The sequence below is a fragment of the Pseudomonas sp. PvP027 genome (assembly GCF_017833005.1).
Lineage (GTDB): Bacteria > Pseudomonadota > Gammaproteobacteria > Pseudomonadales > Pseudomonadaceae > Aquipseudomonas > Aquipseudomonas congelans.
On the sequence record NZ_JAFIBK010000001.1, the window covers coordinates 3,698,723 to 3,720,251 of the forward strand.

Annotated in this window: 19 protein-coding genes; 13 read left to right on the top strand and 6 right to left on the bottom strand. The window is 60.0% G+C overall.

All coding sequences use genetic code 11. The features are described 5' to 3' along the window. Positions 1-44: 44 nt before the first annotated feature. The 4 genes from JOE33_RS15760 to JOE33_RS15775 all read right to left on the bottom strand — a co-directional run bounded on the left by JOE33_RS15760 (position 45) and on the right by JOE33_RS15775 (position 5,133). The gene (locus JOE33_RS15760; protein WP_032612367.1) at positions 45-455 is read right to left on the bottom strand and encodes a DUF1090 domain-containing protein; all 411 of its coding nucleotides are present in this window, start codon (positions 453-455) and stop codon (positions 45-47) included. Between the two features lie 40 nt (positions 456-495). Further along, a complete protein-coding gene (gene ligB, locus JOE33_RS15765; protein WP_187625311.1) occupies positions 496-2,181 on the bottom strand; it encodes an NAD-dependent DNA ligase LigB in 1,686 nt (561 codons plus the stop codon). Positions 2,182-2,926: 745 nt separating this feature from the next. After that, positions 2,927-4,117, bottom strand: coding sequence for a methionine adenosyltransferase (gene metK / locus JOE33_RS15770; protein ID WP_003372639.1), 1,191 nt, complete (start codon positions 4,115-4,117; stop codon positions 2,927-2,929). Between the two features lie 20 nt (positions 4,118-4,137). Further along, positions 4,138-5,133 carry a metalloregulator ArsR/SmtB family transcription factor gene (locus JOE33_RS15775; protein ID WP_032612363.1) on the bottom strand — a complete coding sequence of 332 codons (996 nt, stop codon included), beginning with the start codon at positions 5,131-5,133 and terminating at the stop codon, positions 4,138-4,140. Positions 5,134-5,391: 258 nt separating this feature from the next. Between JOE33_RS15775 and tkt the strand changes: the two genes are divergently transcribed. The 7 genes from tkt (at position 5,392) to fba (ending at position 11,832) form a co-directional block, all read left to right on the top strand. Then, on the top strand, positions 5,392-7,389 hold the full coding sequence (gene tkt / locus JOE33_RS15780; protein WP_096126098.1) for a transketolase: 1,998 nt from the start codon (positions 5,392-5,394) through the stop codon (positions 7,387-7,389). A 116-nt stretch (positions 7,390-7,505) separates the two neighbouring features. Beyond that, positions 7,506-8,549, top strand: a complete 1,044-nt coding sequence (epd, locus tag JOE33_RS15785; RefSeq protein WP_010432325.1) for an erythrose-4-phosphate dehydrogenase — start codon at positions 7,506-7,508, stop codon at positions 8,547-8,549. Positions 8,550-8,571: 22 nt separating this feature from the next. Further along, positions 8,572-9,735 (top strand): phosphoglycerate kinase, encoded by a 1,164-nt coding sequence (locus tag JOE33_RS15790; protein ID WP_187625312.1) that lies wholly within the window; start codon positions 8,572-8,574, stop codon positions 9,733-9,735. Between the two features lie 27 nt (positions 9,736-9,762). Further along, on the top strand, positions 9,763-9,993 hold the full coding sequence (locus tag JOE33_RS15795) for a hypothetical protein (RefSeq protein WP_010432320.1): 231 nt from the start codon (positions 9,763-9,765) through the stop codon (positions 9,991-9,993). Between the two features lie 84 nt (positions 9,994-10,077). After that, positions 10,078-10,275 carry a hypothetical protein gene (locus tag JOE33_RS15800; protein ID WP_003405172.1) on the top strand — a complete coding sequence of 66 codons (198 nt, stop codon included), beginning with the start codon at positions 10,078-10,080 and terminating at the stop codon, positions 10,273-10,275. A gap of 52 nt (positions 10,276-10,327) precedes the next feature. Next, positions 10,328-10,654 (top strand): MliC family protein, encoded by a 327-nt coding sequence (locus JOE33_RS15805; RefSeq protein WP_010432314.1) that lies wholly within the window; start codon positions 10,328-10,330, stop codon positions 10,652-10,654. Positions 10,655-10,767: 113 nt separating this feature from the next. Then, complete coding sequence (gene fba, locus JOE33_RS15810) at positions 10,768-11,832, top strand: class II fructose-bisphosphate aldolase (RefSeq protein ID WP_003372623.1); 1,065 nt, start codon at positions 10,768-10,770, stop codon at positions 11,830-11,832. Positions 11,833-12,150: 318 nt separating this feature from the next. Here the strand turns inward: fba and JOE33_RS15815 are convergent, their stop codons facing one another. Both JOE33_RS15815 and JOE33_RS15820 read right to left on the bottom strand, forming a co-directional pair. Further along, positions 12,151-12,570 carry a DUF3010 family protein gene (locus JOE33_RS15815; RefSeq protein WP_010429341.1) on the bottom strand — a complete coding sequence of 140 codons (420 nt, stop codon included), beginning with the start codon at positions 12,568-12,570 and terminating at the stop codon, positions 12,151-12,153. Positions 12,571-12,625: 55 nt separating this feature from the next. Next, the gene (locus JOE33_RS15820) at positions 12,626-13,036 is read right to left on the bottom strand and encodes a lysozyme inhibitor LprI family protein (protein WP_032612356.1); all 411 of its coding nucleotides are present in this window, start codon (positions 13,034-13,036) and stop codon (positions 12,626-12,628) included. Positions 13,037-13,264: 228 nt separating this feature from the next. Here JOE33_RS15820 and JOE33_RS15825 point away from each other — a divergent pair, with 228 nt between their 5' ends. From JOE33_RS15825 to JOE33_RS15850, 6 genes are all read left to right on the top strand, one after another. After that, complete coding sequence (locus JOE33_RS15825) at positions 13,265-14,242, top strand: dipeptidase (RefSeq protein WP_003372603.1); 978 nt, start codon at positions 13,265-13,267, stop codon at positions 14,240-14,242. 83 nt (positions 14,243-14,325) lie between these two features. After that, positions 14,326-14,856, top strand: a complete 531-nt coding sequence (locus JOE33_RS15830) for a DUF5943 domain-containing protein (protein ID WP_032612354.1) — start codon at positions 14,326-14,328, stop codon at positions 14,854-14,856. A 15-nt stretch (positions 14,857-14,871) separates the two neighbouring features. Further along, positions 14,872-16,932: a dimethylglycine demethylation protein DgcA gene (gene dgcA, locus JOE33_RS15835; RefSeq protein WP_187625313.1), complete on the top strand. Its 2,061-nt coding sequence runs from the start codon at positions 14,872-14,874 to the stop codon at positions 16,930-16,932. 156 nt (positions 16,933-17,088) lie between these two features. After that, positions 17,089-19,050: a dimethylglycine demethylation protein DgcB gene (dgcB, locus tag JOE33_RS15840; RefSeq protein WP_187625314.1), complete on the top strand. Its 1,962-nt coding sequence runs from the start codon at positions 17,089-17,091 to the stop codon at positions 19,048-19,050. Further along, positions 19,050-20,270, top strand: coding sequence for an electron transfer flavoprotein subunit alpha/FixB family protein (locus tag JOE33_RS15845; protein ID WP_010429330.1), 1,221 nt, complete (start codon positions 19,050-19,052; stop codon positions 20,268-20,270). The genes dgcB and JOE33_RS15845 overlap by 1 nt, the downstream gene beginning before the upstream one ends. Further along, positions 20,260-21,057 carry an electron transfer flavoprotein subunit beta gene (locus JOE33_RS15850; RefSeq protein WP_032612349.1) on the top strand — a complete coding sequence of 266 codons (798 nt, stop codon included), beginning with the start codon at positions 20,260-20,262 and terminating at the stop codon, positions 21,055-21,057. Before JOE33_RS15845 ends, JOE33_RS15850 begins: the two co-directional genes overlap by 11 nt. The last annotated feature ends 472 nt before the right edge of the window (positions 21,058-21,529 follow it).

Below are 21,529 nucleotides of genomic sequence, written 5' to 3' on the forward strand. Positions count from 1 at the left end.
GCCGGTTTGCGACGCTGCCGAGCATGGGCAGCGTCGCAACCCGATCAATCGTCTGGCTGGACTTTCTCGAGTTCGGTCTGGGCTTCCTGCAATTCCTTGCGCGAATCGGCGAGCTTGTCCTTGCGCTTGTTGATCTTCTCCGGATCGCCCTTTTCCATGGCCTTGTTCAGGTCGGTCTGACGGCGGCTGACTTCCTGCTTGGCATCAAGCACCTTCTGCTTGCGCTGTTTGATCAATGACGTCTCGGTGCAGTTGGCATTGACCTCGGCCAGTGCCTTTTCAAGGTCGGCCTGTTCCGCCTTGTTACCCTCGGTCTTGGCATCCTGAATCTTGCTGCTGATTTCCTGACTCTTGATCTGGCATTCGGACGGCATTGGGGCCTGTTCGTCTGCGAATACGGTGGTGGCGAGCAGCGTGCAGCTGGTGAAAAGGATCAGTGGCGATAAAAACTGCATATGAACTCCGTTTGAATACGGACAGAAAAATGAACGTCCGCTACTTAAAACCTGAAATGCCCTGTGCCTGCAATTGCTGGCTCAGTGCCTGTACCTTTGGGTCTTGAAAAAAAGCCCTGAGCCTGGCTGCACGACCAGGACCGATGCCTGGCTCTGCTTGCCATTGCTCAACGCTGCGGTCAGCCAGCTCGTGCCAGTTGTCGGGCAGTCTGGCGTCTCCCGTGGGCGGCAGTCCGATGGCCTTGAGCCATGTCTGAAACGGCCGTTCGCGTGCGGAGTGCAGGCTGTCGAGCAGTTTAGCGCTACTGCGTTCAGCGAAGCCGGGAATGTTAACAAGCTCAGCATGATTCAGGGTCATCCAATCGAGTAAGCCCATGATTTGGCCGTTCTCGATAAGCGTGTTCCAGGTCCCCGGACCAATGCCGGGCAGTGCCAGGCCCTTCTTGCCACTGAGCCATGCCAGTCTGGCGCGGAACTGGCTTTCACAGCCCGGCGTGGCTTGCCAGCAGCTCAGCTCGTGAAAGTCGGCGGCTCGTGGAATGATCATGTCAGCTCGTTCGGCAGCACGGGACACCACGCCATCGAGTCGTGGAATCGTCAGCCCGGCCAGGCTCACGGCGATCTGATCGCCAGGCCTGATATCCAGTGTCTGCCAGCGCTGCAGCGATCCCGTGCTGATGCGGCTGACGGTACGGTCGTCAAGGCGTACCGGGGTCAGCTCCAGCACCGGCGTAATCCTGCCACTGCGGCCGATCTTGAAGTTGACCTTGCGCACTTCTGCGAGCGCCTGGGCGTAGGGATGTTTCCAGGCGGCGATCCAGTAAGGTGCACTGGCCTGCCAGCGCTGCGCAGGCGGACGTTGACCCTGGCGCATGATCACGCCATCTGTGGCGAACGGCAGAGGATTGCGATACCAGTGCTCGCGCCATCGTGCGGCCTGGGCGTAGTTTTCCAGTGAATGCGTATAGGCCGCGCTGTCTTCAAAGCCCATGGTTTGCAGGCCTGCGAGTCGTTGCGTCATATCGGCCGGCCCGTTCGGCCAGTCCCAGACGAACAGCCCGATGGCGTCGGCCTGTTGCGGGCTGATCGTCTGCCGCGCCAGCAATCCCGCGACCTTGCTGCGCGCGTTGACGCTGCCGGATGCGGCCTGAATGTGGTCGTCCAGCCGCCAGTACAGCTCGCCTTGTAGTATTGGGGATTCAGCCTGGGGCAGTTGTTGAGGAATGGCCTTGATCAGTCGCGCCTGAGACGTCCAGTCCTGTCCGTTGCGCCCGTCACCACGACTGATCACCTGCACAAGCTGGCCTTTTTCATAGACCAGCGTGACGGCTACGCCATCGACCTTGGGTTGTATCCACAGATCGTTGCGGCCCTTGAGCCAGTCCTTGACGCTGCCTTCGTCGGCCAGCTTGTTGACGCCCGTGTGCGGAACGGGATGATGCAGCGGGCCAACTGCTGTCTTTAGCGGATTGGACTCGGGAGTGGAAACGGCAAAGCACGAGCGCCACAGGCTCAGCTTCTGCCGCGCCTGATCGTAGAGCTCGTCCGGGATTTGCGAAATTCCCTGGCGGTGGTAGCTGTCATCCCACGCGGCAATCTGCTGTTGCAAGGTGGTGACCTCGCTGCGCGCCTTGGCTGCAGGCCAGTCAGGGCATTGGCTGGCATGGCCGGGGGCGGGTAGAAGAAACACAAGAGCGCACGTCATTAGGCGAACGGTGGGCAGCATCGAAGCATCCTTGCTTTAGGAATGGGCCCGATGAGGCTAGTCGTTGTCGTGTGGTGAAGGGGTAGGGCTTGGTTACCGGGTTTTGCCATTGCGCGGGGCGGCATGTCCACGCGGAGTGCTCAGTGACTGCACCGGCGTCTTCGTGAGCAAGCTCACACGCCCTTCAGGCAGAAGCGCAGAGCATCGGGCACGATAGTTGAGGTTATCGTTCCTCACGCTCCAGCGTGGGAACGCAGTTCTCGACGCTCTGCGTCGTCAAGAGGACGCGGAGCGTCCAGAAAGGCATACGACGCAGAGCGCCGCACGATATCGCGACTGCACCTGCCCCTTCGTGAGCAAGCTCACACGCCCTTCGGGCAGAAGCGCAGAGCATCGGGCACGATAGTTGAGGTTATCGTTCCTCACGTTCCAGCGTGGGAACGCAGTTCTCGACGCTCTGCGTCGTCAAGAGGACGCGAAGCGTCCAGAAAGGCATACGACGCAGAGCGCCGCACGATAGTCGCGACTGCACCTGCCCCTTCGTGAGCAAGAGTTGTGTATAAAAATGAGCGCGGAGCCTGGGCACGATAGTGTTCTCCCGCCTGGCTCTCGTTCCTCACGCTCCAGCGTGGGAATGCCTTGGGTGACGCTCTGCGTCACAAGCCTGCGGCGCGCCGCATTTTCTTGATCGGCTCGGAGCGTCCATATCTCCAGACGAAAAAAAGCCCCGAAACGACCAGGTCGTCCGGGGCTTTTTTCTGGGTTTTTACAGGCCGGCAGCGGCGCGCAGGGCGTCGGCGCGGTCGGTTTTTTCCCAGGTGAAGGCGGTGAAGGTGTCATCGCCAACGGTCATTTCGACCGGGATACGACCGAAGTGGCCGTAGGCCGCAGTGGCCTGGTACATCGGGTGCAGCAGGTCGAGCATGGTGGTGATTGCATAAGGACGCAGGTCGAAGTTATCGCGGACCAGCTTTATGATCTTGTCATCGGACAGCTTGCCGGTGCCGAACGTGTTCAGCGAGATCGAGGTCGGTTGAGCGACGCCGATGGCGTAGGACACCTGGATTTCGCAACGCTCGGCCAGGCCGGCAGCGACGATGTTCTTGGCAACGTAACGACCGGCGTAGGCGGCCGAACGGTCAACCTTCGATGGGTCCTTGCCGGAGAAAGCACCGCCACCGTGACGGGCCATGCCGCCGTAGGTGTCGACAATGATCTTGCGGCCGGTCAGACCGCAGTCGCCTACCGGGCCACCGATGATGAAGTTGCCGGTCGGGTTGATGTGGAACTGGGTGTCCTTGTGCAGCAGGTGCGCAGGGATGACGTGCTTGACGATCAGCTCCATCACGCCTTCGCGCAGGTCCTTGTATGACACATCCGGGTTGTGCTGTGTCGACAGGACGATGGCGTCGACGCCGACGACCTTGCCGTTTTCGTAACGGCAGGTGACCTGGGATTTTGCATCCGGGCGCAACCACGGCAGCAGGCCGGATTTACGCGCTTCGGCCTGACGCTGCACCAGCTGGTGGGAGAAGGTGATCGGCGCAGGCATCAGCACGTCGGTCTCGTTGCTGGCATAGCCGAACATCAGGCCCTGGTCGCCAGCGCCCTGATCTTCAGGCTTGCTGCGGTCAACGCCCTGGGCGATATCCACCGACTGCTTGCCGATGATGTTCATCACGCCGCAGGTCGCGCCGTCGAAACCGACGTCGGAGCTGTTGTAGCCAATGTCGAGGATGACGTTACGCACGATGTCTTCCAGATCGACCCAGGCCGAAGTCGACACTTCGCCAGCGATGATCGCCACACCGGTCTTGACCAGTGTCTCGCACGCTACACGGGCGTATTTGTCTTCAGCGATGATGGCGTCCAGAACCGCGTCGGAAATCTGGTCGGCGATCTTGTCCGGATGCCCTTCGGACACGGACTCGGAGGTGAAAAGTGAGTATTCGCTCATCTCTACGGGTTTCCTTCATTTTACCGATGGTGAGTGTCGCCAGCCGGTCGCTGAAAATGGCGAACCTGGATCTGGAAACCATTACGTAAGCCTACATAGAGGCTTTCCCCGGGAACTAGCCCCGCAGCGATGGCCCAACGGGCCAGGTCTTCCTGCTCGAAACCTAACCAGAGATCGCCACAGGCCTCCCTGGCCCAACTCTGGTCATGACTACACAATTCTGTTACCAGCAGGCTACCGCCGGGTTTTACGTGTTCGGCCAGTTGCCTCAAGGCTTCGGCCGGTACCGCGAAATGATGCAGCACCATGTTGAGGACGACGCACTCGGCACTGACTTTAGCGTCGGTCAGTGCATCGGCCAGCCTCAGCTCAACGTTAGCCAGCGCCTTGCGCTCGCAGACGCCGCGCGCCAGGTCCAGCATCACCGGGCTGTTGTCCATCGCGATGACCTGAGCGAAGCGTCGCGCCAGCTCAGGAAGGAAGCCACCGTCACCGGGGCCTACTTCCAGAGCGGTTGCCTGCGCACCGAAGCTCAGTTTGTCGAGCAATGTCAGCAGGCTTTCGCTGTACTGCGCCAAACCGGCGATCAGGTCTTGCTGGGCGCGAAACTTTTCTGCGGTACGGGCGAAAAAATCTTGACTGGCCAATGCTCGTTGCCGATGCACCAGGCCGATACGGCTCTGCACGTCGTCCGGCAAGTCCAGCGTATCCACTTCATCGAGCAGCGCCGCATGCAGCCTGCCACCTGGCAATTCGGTATGGGGCAGGGCACGCCGGTAGAAAATCGCGTTGCCTTCACGCCGTGTCGCCACCAGATCAGCCTGCGCCAGCACCTTGAGGTGATGGCTCATGCCGGACTGGCCGATGGCGAAAATCTGCGCCAGTTCCAGCACGCCGAACGAGTCGTTGGTCAGCACACGCAGCACGTTCAGCCGCAAGGGATCGCCGCCGGCCTTGCACAATGCAGAGAGGTCGTCGCATGCATCGTGGCGAATGGCAGGTACACGCAGGTTCATAGCTGCGCAGTCTAGAGAGCGATCCGGAGTGTCGCAAGGGCAATATCAAAAAGTTTTGATATTGCTGGATGGATGGCGCCGGTCAGGGGTTGTGAACTTGTCGTGCAGACGGATGATCCAGTCTTTGCGTGGCAAATAATGTCCGCAACCCCGGAAAAAAGCCTATGGTCGTCTATCTGTGATTGCCCCCGGCCTGTCCGTGAGGGAAAATGGCCTTCTTTTTCTCAATCCTATTTCTTAATTCCCAGGAGATCAGCGATGCCAAGCCGTCGTGAGCGTGCCAACGCTATTCGTGCCCTCAGCATGGATGCCGTGCAAAAAGCCAACAGCGGCCATCCGGGTGCCCCCATGGGCATGGCGGATATCGCCGAGGTTCTTTGGCGCGATTATCTGAAACACAACCCGGCAAACCCTTCGTTCGCCGACCGTGACCGTTTCATCATGTCCAACGGCCACGGCTCGATGCTGGTCTATTCGTTGCTGCACCTGACCGGCTACGACCTGTCCATCGACGACCTGAAGAACTTCCGTCAATTGCACAGCCGTACACCGGGTCACCCTGAATACGGTTACACGCCTGGCGTCGAGACCACCACCGGTCCGCTGGGTCAGGGCTTTGCCAACGCCGTCGGTTTCGCTGCTGCCGAGAAGACGCTCGCCGCGCAGTTCAACCGTCCAGGCCATTCCATCGTCGATCACCATACCTACGTATTTATGGGTGATGGCTGCATGATGGAAGGTATTTCCCACGAGGCGGCCTCGCTGGCCGGTACGTTGCAGCTGAACAAGCTGATCGCGTTCTACGATGACAACGGCATCTCCATCGATGGCGAAGTGGAAGGCTGGTTTACCGACGATACGCCGAAGCGTTTCGAGTCCTACGGCTGGTTGGTGATCCGCAATGTCGACGGTCATGACCCTGAAGAAATCAAGACGGCTATCGAGACCGCTCGCAAGAGCGATCAGCCGACGCTGATCTGCTGCAAGACCACCATCGGCTTCGGTTCGCCGAACAAGCAGGGCAAGGAGGAGTCCCACGGTGCGCCGCTGGGTGCTGACGAAATCGCCCTGACCCGTGCTGCGCTGAACTGGAACCACGGTCCTTTCGACATTCCCGCTGATATCTATGCCGAGTGGAACGCGAAGGAAAAAGGCCTGGCTGCCGAAGCCGAGTGGGACCAGCGCTTTGCTGCCTACTCCGCCGCTTTCCCGGAGCTGGCCAATGACTTCATTCGTCGCATGAGCGGGCAACTGCCTGCTGATTTCGCCGAGAAATCAGCGGCTTATGTCGCCGAAGTCAACGCCAAGGGCGAAACCATCGCCAGCCGCAAGGCCAGCCAGAACGCGCTGGGTGCATTGGGCCCGTTGCTGCCTGAAATTCTGGGTGGTTCGGCTGACCTTGCCGGGTCCAACCTGACCATCTGGAAAGGCTGCAAGAGCATCACCGGCGAAGACCCTAACGGCAACTACCTGCATTACGGTGTTCGCGAGTTCGGCATGGGCGCCATGATGAATGGCATCGCCCTGCACGGCGGTTTCGTGCCTTACGGCGCAACCTTTCTGATCTTCATGGAATACGCTCGCAACGCGGTGCGTATGGCCTCGTTGATGAAGAAGCGCGTGATCTACGTATTTACCCATGACTCCATCGGTCTGGGCGAAGACGGCCCGACTCACCAGCCGATCGAGCAGTTGACCAGCCTGCGTACCACGCCAAACCTGGATACCTGGCGTCCTGCAGATGCGGTGGAGTCGGCCGTGGCCTGGAAACACGCTATCGAGCGTGATGATGGTCCGTCGGCACTGATCTTCTCCCGTCAGAACCTGACTCATCAGGCGCGTGACGAGAAGCAACTGTCCTACATCGCGCGTGGCGGCTACGTACTGCGTGATTGCGCGGCCGAGCCTGAGCTGATCCTGATCGCGACCGGTTCGGAAGTCGGTCTGGCTGTGCAAGCATACGACAAGCTGACCGAGCAGGGCCGCAACGTGCGCGTGGTGTCCATGCCATGCACCAGCATCTTCGAAGCTCAGGATGCTGCGTACAAGCAGGCGGTGCTGCCGTTGCAAGTCAGTGCGCGTATTGCCATCGAAGCGGCTCACGCCGACTACTGGTACAAATACGTCGGCCTGGAAGGGCGCGTGATCGGCATGACCACCTTCGGCGAGTCGGCCCCTGCGCCGGCGCTGTTCGAAGAGTTCGGGTTCACGCTGGAAAACGTCCTGAGCACTGCTGAAGAGCTGCTGGAAGACTGATCAGCTTAATGGTTGGTAGTTGATTTTGTGGGAGCGACCGGGGCGGCGATCCGCCTTGCTCGCTCCCACAGGTTTTATCGTTTACGCAATCAGATCCATCCCCTGGCGAAAATTTCATGCCCCAGCCCCGCCCTTACAAAGTTGCTCTGAACGGCTACGGCCGTATTGGTCGTTGCGTCGTTCGCGCACTGTGCGAGCGGGGGGCCAAGGCCGGGTTTGAAGTGGTTGCCATCAATGATCTGGCCGACATGGCCAGTCTCGAATACCTCACGCGCTTTGACTCCACACACGGCCGGTTCCCCGGCGAAGTGCGGGTCGAAGGGCAATACCTGCACATCAATGACCACCGGATCAAGGTGCTGCGCAGTGCCACGCCGGAAGGCATCGACTGGGCCGGTCTGGAAGTCGATCTGGTGCTTGAGTGCTCCGGTGTCTACAACACTCGCGAAGACGGCCAGCGCTTTCTGGACGCCGGTGCGCCGCGGGTCCTGTTTTCCCAGCCGATGGCCAGTGAGCGCGATGTCGATGCCACCGTGGTGTTCGGCATCAACCAGCACAAGCTGACCGGCCGCGAATTGCTGGTCTCCGCCGCGTCGTGTACCACCAACTGCAGTGTGCCGCTGCTGCGCTTGCTGGATCAGGCCATCGGCCTGGAATACATGACCATTACCACCATCCACTCGGCGATGAATGATCAACCGGTGATCGACGCTTATCACCACGAGGATCTGCGCCGTACCCGCTCGGCGTTCCAGTCGATCATTCCGGTGTCCACCGGTCTGGCGCGAGGAATCGAACGGCTGCTTCCGGAACTTGCCGGCCGAATTCAGGCCAAAGCTGTTCGCGTGCCGACCGTGAATGTGTCATGTCTGGACATTACGTTGCAGATGTCGCGAGACACGGATGCCGTGGAGATCAACCGTATCCTGCGTGAGGCCGCCACCAGCGGCCCGCTCAAGGGGCTGCTGGCCTACACTGAATTGCCGCACGCCAGTTGCGATTTCAACCATGACCCGCATTCGGCCATTGTCGATGCGAGTCAGACCCGCGTTTCCGGACCCCGGCTGGTCAATCTGCTGGCCTGGTTCGACAACGAGTGGGGCTTTGCCAATCGAATGCTCGACGTCGCCGATCACTTTCTGCGCGTCGCTGACCAATAACAGTAAAAAAACAGGAATGCTCATGACCGTCTTGAAGATGACCGACCTCGATCTGCAAGGTAAACGTGTACTGATCCGCGAAGACCTCAACGTCCCGGTAAAGGACGGCGTGGTCAGCAGTGATGCACGTATCCTTGCCTCGCTGCCGACCATCAGGCTGGCGTTGGAAAAGGGCGCGGCCGTCATGGTCTGCTCGCACCTTGGCCGCCCGACAGAGGGTGAGTTTTCTGCCGAGAACAGCCTCAAGCCGGTTGCCGACTACCTGAGCAAAGCGCTGGGTCGTGACGTTCCGCTGGTTGCCGATTACCTGGAAGGCGTTGACGTGAGGGCGGGTGATGTCGTCCTGTTCGAGAACGTTCGCTTCAACAAGGGCGAGAAAAAGAACGCCGACGAGCTGGCACAGAAATATGCAGCGCTTTGCGACGTGTTCGTGATGGATGCCTTTGGCACCGCTCACCGTGCCGAGGGCTCCACTCACGGCGTAGCCAAATTCGCCAAGGTGGCCGCAGCAGGTCCGTTGCTGGCTGCCGAGCTCGAAGCACTGGGCAAGGCCCTGGGCGCCCCGGCTCAGCCGATGACTGCCATTGTTGCCGGCTCCAAGGTCTCCACCAAGCTGGACGTACTCAACAGCCTGAGCGGCATCTGCAATCAGTTGATCGTCGGCGGCGGCATTGCCAACACCTTCCTGGCCGCAGCCGGTCACAAGGTCGGCAAATCGCTGTACGAACCTGATCTGCTCGACACCGCGCGCGCCATCGCCGCCAAGGTCAGCGTGCCATTGCCGACGGACGTGGTGGTTGCCAAGGAGTTCGCCGAGAGCGCTGTCGCTACCGTCAAGCTGATCGCCGACGTCGCCGATGACGACATGATTCTTGATATTGGCCCGCAAACTGCTGCGCATTTCGCCGAATTATTGAAATCTTCCGGGACTGTCCTGTGGAACGGTCCGGTCGGCGTGTTTGAGTTCGATCAGTTCGGTGAAGGCACCAAAACGCTGGCCAAGGCCATCGCTGAAAGCCAGGCATTCTCCATCGCGGGCGGTGGTGACACGCTGGCGGCCATCGACAAGTATGGTGTTGCGCAACAGATTTCCTACATTTCGACCGGTGGCGGTGCGTTCCTCGAGTTCGTGGAAGGCAAGGTTCTGCCAGCGGTGGAAGTGCTCGAACAACGCGCCAAGGCTTGAGTGAAAGCCTTGGACAAGGAGTGGTCAATGGTCAGGGCGTTACCGTGGTTTCTCATCGCAGGTTTGCTGGCCGGTTGCGCAGGCAAGCCTGCGGCTGAAGAGGTGGAGAGCGACTCCCCGACCCAACCGCTCCAGTTAAGCTGCTATCAGGCGGGCTGGCAGGCAGAGACGGTGCCGGTGATCTACAAGCGCGGCGGTCCGGAGGTGTGGGATCGTTACGAATTCATGCCACGGACAGGCAATGTAGGGTGTCTGTGAGCCAGGTCTGAAACCCGTCGGCAACATTGACGGGCTTCAGCGGTCTTTAAAGGGTGGATATTTTTCCGGGAAAGGAGTTTCGCCATGAAGATCGCTGCCCTGGCTCTGATGAGCTGCATTGTACTGGCTGGTTGTACCGGTTCTGGCTCGCGTGCCAAGACCTGTCAGATATTCAGCCCGGCCGACGTGAATGTGCCGACGACTGAAAACAGTCAACGGGTCGAGGCACATGTCACCGGTGAGCCGGCCGATGACCGAAAACAGGAACAGAACTGCCCCTGACAGTTGAAACGAACGGCACATGCCGCGTTTCGCAGGGCAGCCAGGAGACGTAATGAAAGGCGTGATTGCCCTCGGGGTTTTGGCAGTGCTTGGCGGTTGTTCGAGCATGGGTTCATCGCAGCAGAATGACCCCTGGACTCGCTGGGTATGCGACAGCAAGGCAGAGGTTAACTGGCGCTACATCGACTCGGCCAAAAAGGAAGTCGATGTTCGTCTGAATCAGAGCGATCAGGTGTTCAGGCTCAAGGCTGAACCCGGCGCTGCCAGCGGTACGTTGTACAGCAACAATGTGTTGGCATTCGTCAACAAGGGTAGCGAGGGCCTGATCTACTGGGACGCTACCAACGATCTGATCGGTCGCGGCTGCAAGGCCAGATAAGTCGGATCTCGGGCACACACGCGCAGCCTAGCGGCTGAGCTTATAACTTGAATGGCAGCCGCCACTACGGCAGGCTTGCTCGACTAACGACCCTACCGGGAGAGAAACAGACAATGGCACTTATCAGCATGCGCCAGATGTTGGACCACGCGGCCGAATTCGGCTACGGCGTTCCAGCCTTCAACGTAAATAACCTGGAACAGATGCGCGCCATTATGGAAGCGGCCGACAAGACCGACTCCCCGGTGATCGTCCAGGCTTCTGCCGGTGCCCGCAAATACGCCGGTGCGCCGTTTCTGCGTCACTTGATCCTTGCAGCGATTGAAGAGTTTCCACATATCCCGGTGGTCATGCACCAGGACCACGGCACCAGCCCTGACATCTGCCAGCGCTCGATCCAGCTGGGCTTCAGCTCGGTCATGATGGACGGCTCGCTGCGTGAAGACGGCAAGTCCCCAGCCGATTACGACTACAACGTCGACGTTACCCGTCGTGTTGTGTCCTTCGCTCACGCCTGTGGCGTTTCCGTGGAAGGCGAGCTGGGCGTGTTGGGTTCGCTGGAAACCGGCATGGCCGGTGAAGAAGACGGCGTGGGTGCGGAAGGCGTTCTGGATCACAGCCAGATGCTGACTGACCCTGAAGAAGCCGCTGACTTCGTCAAGCGCACTCAGGTCGATGCCCTGGCCATCGCCATTGGTACCAGCCACGGCGCTTACAAGTTCACCAAGCCGCCTACCGGCGACATCCTGGCGATCGAGCGCATCAAAGAGATCCACAAGCGTATCCCGAACACTCACCTGGTGATGCATGGTTCTTCGTCCGTTCCACAGGAATGGCTGAAGATCATCAACGAGTTCGGCGGCGACATCAAAGAAACCTACGGTGTGCCGGTCGAAGAAATCGTTGAAGGCATCAAGCACGGCGTGCGCAAGGTCAACATCGACACCGACCTGCGCCTGGCATCGACCGGTGCCATCCGCGAATTCATGGCGAAAAACCCGAGCGAGTTCGACCCGCGCAAATACCTGGCCAAGACTGTCGTGGCCATGCGCGACGTATGTATCGCCCGTTATGAAGCGTTCGGCACCGCTGGCAACGCCTCGAAGATCAAACCGATCTCCCTGGACGCCATGTTCGAACGCTACGCGCGTGGCGAACTGGATGCCAAGGTCAACTGAGTTGACTGAGCATTGAAGAAACCCGCAGAAATGCGGGTTTTTTATGTCCGGTCAAAAGCACCTGCCGGGCGAATGAATGCTCCGCGCTCATGGTTAGACACAAGTACTGAAGAGCCTGAACATCTCGCTTCTGCCCGGCGGGCGTAGGAGCGAACTTGTTCGCGAAAGGGCCGGTACATTCTCCGAAAATGCATTTTCTGAACGACCGTCTTCGCGAACAAGTTCGCTCCCACGGCCTTCGGCCAGAATCAAAAGCGGACTTGTGCGTAACGATGGGTACTCCGCATGAGCATGCGGTTCTGGAAGCTCTTGAAGCGTCTAAGCGCTCTTCATCAGCCCCGCACACGCCGCCTTGTATGCTTCGTGCTGGTACTTGTTCAGGGTGTCGGGCAGGGCGAAGGTGTGCTTCTTGTTCTGCGCGTTGATGGTTTGCGGCGAGATCAGTACCACGTTGCAATCGGACATCAGTTGAAAGATGGTTTCGATCTTGAAGGTGGTCGGGCCGCCAGCGAATTCACCTTTCTTGCTGCGTTTCTTGATGGCGATGTGGCTGACGCCGTTTTCGCGCACGAAGCCGGCGAGTTGCGTAGCGAAAGCCTTGACGTTGGCAGGCTCTTCATCGTCCTCCAGCGCAATCTTTTTCGTGGCCAGCGGCAGGTGGGCAAGGCCGCTGCTCTGCCGTGTGGCGAGGGCGAAGATGGCTTCGCTGCCTTTGATTTCTACACCGCAAATAATCATGAGAAAACCTGATGAGCTCGTTCATATAAAGAGGCAGGTTATCTCATCGTAGACGTTATTCCTGAGCTATCGACTCCAGATACTCCGAGCGCTCGTCACTCATGCGCGCAACGCAGTCGTTTTCACTGATGGTGAAGGCCTTGCTGCCTGCTGCAGAAGGGAAGACTTCAACCGCGCAGTCGGCATCACGCAGTTTCTCCCAGGCTTGCTGGGCGGTCTTGAGTTTGCTGGTAAAGTCGTTGAACTGGGTCTTGTTGGCGACGAACTGGGACTGAACGCGCTTGAGCAGGTTGTCGAAGTTCTCCTTGAGCAGCTGTTCGGCAGTGGTGCGGCTGTAGGCCGAGCATTCTAGGGTCTGCTTGTCGTCCTCGACACCGTCGCAGGGTGACGCGTCCGGGTTCTGAGCGGCATGTACCGCTGTCACAGCCGTCGTCATAAGGGCCAGGGTCAGCAAAAACGTTTTCATCGAGTCGCTCCGATCCATTGATAGGCTCGATTCTGTCTCAAGCGCGAGACATTGAACAGGTTTACGACATCGCACGACGACCCGCCGTCCCCCTTTGTCGCATCTTGACGCTTTCGGCAAACCCCCTGTCGTTTTTGCACCCGGTTCCCCTGACCCTCCGGCATATGCTGACCCCATTAGCGCCGACAGCCGATTCGGTGCACCGGAATCAAAAAAGGGGACAGCCTGATGAGCCCAGCCGAATTACACGCCGACAGCATCGTTATTGACGGGCTGATCATCGCCAAGTGGAACCGCGAGCTGTTTGAGGACATGCGCAAGGGCGGCCTGACCATGGCCAACTGCACCGTGTCGGTGTGGGAGGGCTTTCAGGCGACCATCAACAGCATCTGCACCAGCCAGAAACTGATGCGTGAGAACAGCGACCTGGTCATGCCCGTGCATACCACTGCCGACATCCGCAAGGCCAAGGAACTGGGCAAGACCGGCATCCTGTTCGGCTTCCAGAACGCGCACGCCTATGAAGACCAGATCGGTTATGTCGAGATCTTCAAGAAGCTCGGCGTCGGCATCGTGCAGATGTGCTACAACACCCAGAATCTGGTGGGCACCGGCTGCTACGAGCGCGACGGCGGGCTGTCGGGTTTTGGTCGTGAGATCGTCGCTGAAATGAACCGTGTCGGGGTGATGTGCGACCTGTCCCACGTCGGCTCGAAAACCTCGGAAGAAGTCATTCTCGAGTCGAAAAAGCCGGTCTGCTATTCCCACTGCCTGCCGTCCGGCCTCAAGGAGCACCCGCGCAACAAGTCCGACGCCGAGCTGAAGTTCATCGCCGACCATGGCGGGTTTGTCGGTGTAACCATGTTCGCGCCGTTCCTGGCCAAGGGCATCGAGTCGACCATCGACGATTACGCCGAAGCCATCGAGTACGTAATGAACATCGTCGGCGAAGACGCCATCGGCATTGGTACTGACTTCACCCAGGGTCACGGCCAGGAGTTTTTCGAGTACCTGACCCACGACAAGGGTTACGCCCGCCGTCTGACCAACTTCGGCAAGATCATCAACCCGCTGGGCATCCGCACCGTCGGGGAGTTTCCCAATCTGACTGAAACGCTGCTCAAGCGCGGTCACTCCGAACGCGTGGTGCGCAAGATCATGGGCGAGAACTGGGTCAACGTTCTGGCCGACGTCTGGGGCGAGTAAACCGCCCGCCATACCTCATCGAATTGAACCCCACGGCCCTTCAGGCGGTGGGTGCAGCCCGAATCATCTGGAGTTTGACCGCCATGGCTAAAATCGCCCCGCAACTGCCCATCGAAGTCGACAGCGAAACCGGCGTCTGGACCTCCGATGCATTGCCGATGCTCTACGTGCCCCGGCACTTTTTCGTCAATAACCACATGGGCATCGAGGAAGTGCTGGGTGCCGACGCCTACGCCGACATCCTCTACAAGGCGGGTTACAAATCCGCCTGGCACTGGTGCGAGAAGGAAGCCGAATGCCATGGCCTGGAGGGCGTTGCGGTGTTCGAGCACTACATGAAGCGACTGTCGCAGCGTGGCTGGGGCCTGTTCAAGATCCAGGACATCGACATCGAGAAAGGCACTGCCAGCGTGAAACTGGAGCACTCCTGTTTCGTGTACGTCTACGGCAAGGTCGGGCGCAAGGTGGATTACATGTTCACCGGCTGGTTCGCCGGGGCAATGGACCAGATCCTCGCTGCCAGCGGCAGCTCCATGCGCACGGTTGCCGAGCAGGTTTACGGTGGTTCCGAAGAAGGTCATGACGACGGCCTGTTTGTCGTCAAGCCGCTGTAAATCGAGGATCGGGTTATGGCTTTCGAAGCGATGTTCCAGCCGATCCAGATCGGCAAGCTCACCATCCGCAATCGCGTGCTGAGCACTGCGCACGCCGAGGTCTACGCCACCGATGGCGGCATGACCACGGATCGTTACGTGAAGTACTACGAGGAGAAAGCCAAGGGTGGCATCGGTCTGGCCATTTGTGGCGGCTCTTCAAGCGTGGCCATCGACAGTCCGCAAGGCTGGTGGAAATCGGTCAACCTGGCGACCGACAGAATCATCCCGCACTTCCAGAACCTCGCCGACGCCATGCACAAGCATGGCGCCAAGATCATGATCCAGATTACCCACATGGGCCGTCGCTCGCGCTGGGACGGCGATCACTGGCCGACCCTGCTGTCGCCGTCTGGCATTCGCGAGCCGGTACACCGGGCAACCTGCAAAACCATCGAGCCGGAAGAAATCTGGCGGGTGATCGGCAACTACGCCAGCGCTGCGGCGCGTGCCAAGGCCGGTGGCCTGGATGGCGTCGAGTTGTCGGCGGTGCATCAGCACATGATCGACCAGTTCTGGAGCCCGCGCGTCAACAAGCGTACCGATGAATGGGGCGGCAGTTTCGAGAACCGCATGCGCTTCGGTCTGGAAGTGATCAAGGCGGTGCGCAAGGAAGTCGGCCCCGACTTCTGTGTGGGGCTGCGCCTCTGTGGCGACGAGTTTCATCCCGATGGCCTCAGCCACGAAGACATGAAACAGATCGCCAAGTATTACGACGACACCGGCATGATCGATTTCATCGGCGTGGTGGGCTCGGGGTGTGACACCCACAACACCCTGGCCAACGTCATTCCGAACATGAGTTACCCACCGGAGCCGTTCCTGCACCTGGCGGCCGGGATCAAGGAAGTGGTCAAGGCCCCGGTGCTGCACGCGCAGAACATCAAGGACCCGAACCAGGCAACGCGAATTCTGGAAGGCGGCTATGTCGACATGGTCGGCATGACCCGCGCGCACATTGCCGATCCGCACCTGATCGCCAAGATCAAGATGGGCCAGATCGATCAGATCAAGCAGTGCGTCGGTGCCAACTACTGCATCGATCGCCAGTATCAGGGCCTGGATGTGCTGTGCATCCAGAATGCCGCCACGTCCCGCGAATACATGGGCGTGCCGCACATCATCGAGAAGTCGGCCGGGCCAAGGCGCAAGGTCGTGGTGGTCGGTGCCGGTCCTGCCGGGATGGAAGCTGCACGCGTCTCTGCAGAGCGTGGGCATGACGTGACCCTGTTCGAGAAGAAGGACTTCATCGGCGGGCAGATCACCACCGCATCGAAGGCACCGCAGCGCGACCAGATTGCCGGCATTACCCGCTGGTTCCAGCTGGAGCTGGCGCGCCTGAAAGTCGATTTGCGTCTGGGGACCGCGGCGGACGCGGCAACCATCCTCGACCTGCGTCCGGACATCGTGGTGCTGGCGGTCGGCGGTCATCCGTTTCTGGAGCAGAACGAACACTGGGGCGCTGCGGAAGGCCTGGTGGTCAGCAGTTGGGATGTGCTGGACGGCAAGGTTGCGCCGGGCAAGAACGTGCTGGTCTACGACACCATCTGCGAGTTCACCGGCATGTCGGTGGCCGACTTCCTGGCCGACAAGGGCAGCCAGGTCGAAATCGTCACCGATGACATCAAGCCGGGCGTGGCGATTGGCGGAACCTCGTTCCCGACCTACTACCGCAGCATGTACCCCAAGGAAGTGATCATGACCGGCGACATGATGCTGGAAAAGGTCTATCGCGAGGGCGACAAGCTGGTGGCGGTGCTGGAGAACGAATACACCGGCGCCAAGGAAGAGCGGGTCGTCGATCAGGTGGTGGTGGAAAACGGCGTGCGTCCTGACGAAGCGATCTACTACGCGCTCAAGGAAGGCTCGCGCAACAAGGGCCAGATCGACATCGACGCGCTGTTCGCCATTCAGCCACAGCCTTCATTGAGCCAGCCGGGTGACGGTTACCTGCTGTTTCGTATCGGCGATTGCGTGGCGCAGCGTAATACCCACGCGGCGATCTATGACGGCTTGCGGCTCTGCAAGGACTTTTAAGGCTCGCCTGTCTTTGATTCTGGCCGCAGGCCGTGGGAGCGAACTCGTTCGCGAATGCGATAGATCAGTCGGCATACAGGTTGTCTGATCCACAGTTTTTGCGAACCAGCGAAGCGTCACCCTGACTGCAAGACCGCTTGGTACCTGGAGCTTCAGATGCTAGACACCCTTCTTCCGATCCTGCTGTTCAGCGCCCTGGCCCTTGCGGCGCTGGGCGCCTGGCGGCGGGTGACCCTGTGGCGCAACGGTCGGTCCTCGAAAGTCGATTTGCTGGGTGGGCTGCTGGCCATGCCCAAGCGTTACATGGTCGATCTGCATCATGTGGTCGCGCGTGACAAATACATCGCCAACACCCATGTGGCCACAGCGGGCGGCGCGGTGGCCTCGATTGTGCTGGCGATTCTGGTGCACGGTTTCGGCCTGCACAATCGCCTGCTTGGCTATGCGCTGTTGTTGATGACGGCGGTGATGTTTGTCGGCGCAGTGTTTGTCTATCGTCGTCGGCTCAATCCGCCTGCGCGTCTGTCGAAAGGGCCGTGGATGCGTCTGCCGAAAAGCCTCATGGCGTTTTCCGCGAGCTTTTTTCTGGTCACGTTGCCGGTTGCCGGCATTCTTCCCGAGCATTTCGGCGGCTGGGTGCTGGTGTTCGTTCTTGGGTTGGGCGTGCTGTGGGGCGTGAGCGAGCTGTTTTTCGGCATGACCTGGGGCGGGCCGATGAAGCATGCCTTCGCCGGGGCGCTGCACCTGGCCTGGCATCGCCGGGCCGAGCGTTTTGGTGGCGGGCGCTCCACGGGGCTGAAACCGTTGGACCTGAACGATCGAACCGCGCCGCTGGGTGTGGAGAAACCCCAGGACTTCACCTGGAATCAACTGCTGGGCTTCGACGCCTGCGTGCAGTGCGGCAAGTGCGAGGCTGCCTGCCCGGCGTTTGCGGCAGGCCAGCCACTCAACCCCAAAAAGCTGATTCAGGACATGGTGGTCGGCCTTGCCGGTGGCACCGATGCAAAATTTGCGGGCAGTCCGTATCCATCGCTGGACGGTAAAGGCAAGCCGCTGGGCGAGCATGGCGGTAATCCGCATCAGCCCATCGTCAACGGGCTGGTGGACGCCGAGACGCTTTGGTCCTGCACCACCTGCCGGGCCTGCGTCGAAGAGTGCCCGATGATGATCGAACACGTCGATGCCATTGTCGACATGCGCCGTCACCTGACTCTCGAAAAGGGCGCTACCCCGAACAAGGGCGCCGAAGTGCTGGACAACCTGATCGCCACCGATAACCCCGGCGGGTTTGCGCCGGGCGGGCGAATGAACTGGGCGGCCGATCTGAACCTGGCGCTGCTCAGCGAGAAAAAAACGGTGGATGTGCTGTTCTGGGTCGGAGACGGCGCGTTCGATATGCGTAATCAACGTACCCTGCGCGCGTTCGTCAAAGTCCTCAAGGCGGCCGGGGTGGATTTCGCCGTTCTGGGCCTCGAAGAGCGCGACAGCGGTGATGTTGCCCGGCGGCTGGGTGATGAAGCGACCTTCCAGGCGCTCGCCCGCCGCAACATTCAGACCCTGTCCCAGTACAGTTTCCAACGCATCGTGACCTGCGACCCGCACAGCTTTCATGTGCTGAAAAACGAATATGGCGCATTTGGCGGCGACTATCAGGTGCAGCACCACAGCACCTTCATGGCCGAGCTGGTACGTAACGGTGCCCTGAATCTGGGCCAGCACAAAGGCGCCAGCGTGACCTATCACGACCCTTGTTACCTGGGCCGTTACAACGGCGAATACGAGGCTCCGCGTGAAGTGTTGCGTGCGCTGGGGATCGAGATCAGAGAAATGCAGCGCTCGGGCTTCCGTTCCCGCTGCTGCGGTGGCGGCGGTGGCGCGCCGATCACTGACATTCCCGGCAGACAGCGGATTCCCGACATGCGCATGGACGACATCCGTGAAACGGCTGCCGAGCTGGTCGCGGTAGGTTGTCCACAGTGCACAGCCATGCTCGAAGGCGTTGTCGAACCGCGGCCGCTGATCAAGGACATTGCCGAACTGGTGGCCGATGCACTGATTGAGGAAGTTATCCCCAGCACGCCAGCGCCTGCCAAACGTGAACCCGCCGAGGTGCTCTGATGAGTGACATTATCCGTCGTGATCCACGCGCCGAGTGGATCGCCCGCAATCGACTGCACCCACTGCATGCGGCCATGCAGCCTGCGCAGATCAGCTGGATGGGGCCGAATGGCCTGATGCGCAAGAATGTGCACGGTGTAGGCTTCATGGGTCCCAACGGTATCAAGCGTATCGACCGTAGCGGCGCGCAGCAGGGCGGCGCGGTCAAGCGTTCGGCCGCTGCCGACGTGCAACTGCCGCTGCATACCGTGGCCGAGCCAGCGTTCTATATCACCGTGGTGCCCGATATGGTCGGCGGCCGCCTGAGCAGCCATGACCGTGACTTGCTGGGCCTGGCGCGTCAGTTGGCCGGGGCCGAAGGTGCTGTGCTGGCGGTGGTGTTCGGCGAACACAAGGAAGCTGCATTCGACACCGCTGGCGTTGATCGGCTGTTGCTTATCGACGGTGTCGGGTTCGATGGTTATTCACCGGAACAACGCGTGCAGGGTTTGCGAGCTGTGGATAACCAGTTCAACCCGCGCCATTGGCTGTTGCCGGACAGCCGCAGCGGCGGTGGCGAACTGGGAAGACGTTTTGCCGCCAGCATCGGCGAGCGACCCGCAACGCGGGTCTGGCAGGTCAAGGACCAATTGTGCATAAGTCGGGCTGGAGCCGGCCGCGAAGACCTGGTTCGACCTCTGGCGCGCTTGATTCTGGCCGCTGCGGAGTGCGCCGAACCGGTTAGCGAAACCCGTCACGAGGTATTGCCGGTCGAGTTGTCCACAGGCGTGGCGCGCAGCCTGCCGCGTATCGAGGATCTGGGGGCGGTAGCCGTCGATCCCGCAGTTATCCCCATGGCTGAAGCCGAATTCATTCTATCTGGCGGCAATGGTGTCAAAGACTGGGACCTGTTTCATCAGGCCGCTTCGGCACTCGGGGCCACCGAGGGGGCGTCGCGGGTCGCAGTGGACGACGGTTTCATGGGCCGCGAGCGGCAGGTAGGCGCGAGTGGCACCTGGGTTACCGCAAGGGTGTATGTTGCCGTCGGTATTTCCGGGGCCATCCAGCATCTGCAGGGCATCGGTGCCTGCGACAAGGTCATTGCGATCAATCAGGACGCGGGCTGCGACATGGTCAAGCGCGCTGATCTATCGGTCATCGGCGAGAGCGCCGAAGTGCTCACGGCGCTGATCGCCGCAGTGCAAGCCTGGCGTAGCGGAGGTAAACGCGATGCAGCCTGACGTGTCTGTGGATAAGCATGCGGTACACATCATCAGTCTGGTGTCCATCGGGGCGCACCCGACATCAGGTCGTGCGCGCCGCGCCGAACAGGATGCCCGAGCCGTCGAGCTTGGCTTGCAGCTGGCTGGGGATAACTTGCAGGTACTGCACGCCGGCAATGCCGAAGAGCCCGCGCTGCGCGCTTACCTTGGCATGGGGCTCAACGAGCTGCATGTGCTGGAGCAGCCCGAGGGCGCCGATGCGCTGGTCGCTCTGACGGACTACCTCCAGGATTCTGCCGCACAGGTGGTGTTGGCCGGCAGCCAGGCTGAAACCGGTGAAGGGTCGGGCATGCTGCCCTTTCTGCTGGCTGAACGGCTGGGCTGGCCACTGGTGACCGGTCTGGCTGAAGTCGAGTCGCTGAACAACGGTACCGCACTGGTCCTGCAGGCTTTGCCTCGCGGCCAGCGTCGTCGTCTGAAGGTTCGTCTGCCGTTTCTCGCCACGGTGGATAACGCGGCCCCCAAACCCCGGCAGAGCGCGTTCGGGCCCGCACAGCGTGGCACGCTAAGCATTGACGATGTTGAGATGCAAGTGGATGAGGTGCTTGCCGAGGGGGCGCTGCAATCGGCCAGGGTCCGCCCGAAACGTCTGAAAGTCATCAAGGCCAAAAGTGGCGCAGACCGCATGAAGGCTGCGACCGCCAAGGCGAGCGGCGGTGGCGGAAAAATCCTCAAAGGCTTGAGCCCGGAAGAGGGGGCTGAGGCAATCCTCAAGTTGCTCATTGAGGAAGGGGTGGTCAGATGATTCGAATCGTCCAGGCCTGAGGCAACTTACGCACAAAGTCTGTGTGCCCGTCTGTGGATAACATGTTCGCTGCTGGCTGAAGCCCTTGTAGTGCGGTGCCTGTAGAGTTGTGTTTAAAAAATGATCAGGTAACCGACGGTTTTTACAGGACTTTTGCTGTGGACAAACAGTTCACAGGCGTCCGTGTGTTTTCGGGTTTGCCCACATTCTCTGTTGGTTGCTCTGTGGACAAGTTGTTCGTGATCGTCTGTAAGCCTTACATGTAGAGGTCTGTAGGGTTTTGTACGAAAAACAACCAATCGTTGGTCGCACACACTGGTTATCCTTTCGATAACGTTGCGAGACGCACGTTCTTACGGTTTTCCACAGCAAACAAGGGCCGTACGCAGAGTTGTACCCAAAGTCTGTTGGCGCTTCTGTGGATAAGGTGTTCGTGCTCGTCTGCAGCCCAGGTAAATCAAGCTCTATAGAC

Coding starts and splice junctions, on each gene's coding strand:
- epd (WP_010432325.1), top strand. CDS start 7,506: ATGCCCCAGCCCCGCCCTTACAAAGTTGCTCTGAACGGCTACGGCCGT.
- dgcB (WP_187625314.1), top strand. CDS start 17,089: ATGCTAGACACCCTTCTTCCGATCCTGCTGTTCAGCGCCCTGGCCCTT.
- ligB (WP_187625311.1), bottom strand. CDS start 2,181: ATGCTGCCCACCGTTCGCCTAATGACGTGCGCTCTTGTGTTTCTTCTA.
- tkt (WP_096126098.1), top strand. CDS start 5,392: ATGCCAAGCCGTCGTGAGCGTGCCAACGCTATTCGTGCCCTCAGCATG.
- JOE33_RS15845 (WP_010429330.1), top strand. CDS start 19,050: ATGAGTGACATTATCCGTCGTGATCCACGCGCCGAGTGGATCGCCCGC.
- JOE33_RS15805 (WP_010432314.1), top strand. CDS start 10,328: ATGAAAGGCGTGATTGCCCTCGGGGTTTTGGCAGTGCTTGGCGGTTGT.
- JOE33_RS15795 (WP_010432320.1), top strand. CDS start 9,763: ATGGTCAGGGCGTTACCGTGGTTTCTCATCGCAGGTTTGCTGGCCGGT.
- JOE33_RS15850 (WP_032612349.1), top strand. CDS start 20,260: ATGCAGCCTGACGTGTCTGTGGATAAGCATGCGGTACACATCATCAGT.
- dgcA (WP_187625313.1), top strand. CDS start 14,872: ATGGCTTTCGAAGCGATGTTCCAGCCGATCCAGATCGGCAAGCTCACC.
- JOE33_RS15820 (WP_032612356.1), bottom strand. CDS start 13,036: ATGAAAACGTTTTTGCTGACCCTGGCCCTTATGACGACGGCTGTGACA.
- JOE33_RS15825 (WP_003372603.1), top strand. CDS start 13,265: ATGAGCCCAGCCGAATTACACGCCGACAGCATCGTTATTGACGGGCTG.
- JOE33_RS15775 (WP_032612363.1), bottom strand. CDS start 5,133: ATGAACCTGCGTGTACCTGCCATTCGCCACGATGCATGCGACGACCTC.
- JOE33_RS15790 (WP_187625312.1), top strand. CDS start 8,572: ATGACCGTCTTGAAGATGACCGACCTCGATCTGCAAGGTAAACGTGTA.
- JOE33_RS15815 (WP_010429341.1), bottom strand. CDS start 12,570: ATGATTATTTGCGGTGTAGAAATCAAAGGCAGCGAAGCCATCTTCGCC.
- JOE33_RS15830 (WP_032612354.1), top strand. CDS start 14,326: ATGGCTAAAATCGCCCCGCAACTGCCCATCGAAGTCGACAGCGAAACC.
- metK (WP_003372639.1), bottom strand. CDS start 4,117: ATGAGCGAATACTCACTTTTCACCTCCGAGTCCGTGTCCGAAGGGCAT.
- fba (WP_003372623.1), top strand. CDS start 10,768: ATGGCACTTATCAGCATGCGCCAGATGTTGGACCACGCGGCCGAATTC.
- JOE33_RS15760 (WP_032612367.1), bottom strand. CDS start 455: ATGCAGTTTTTATCGCCACTGATCCTTTTCACCAGCTGCACGCTGCTC.
- JOE33_RS15800 (WP_003405172.1), top strand. CDS start 10,078: ATGAAGATCGCTGCCCTGGCTCTGATGAGCTGCATTGTACTGGCTGGT.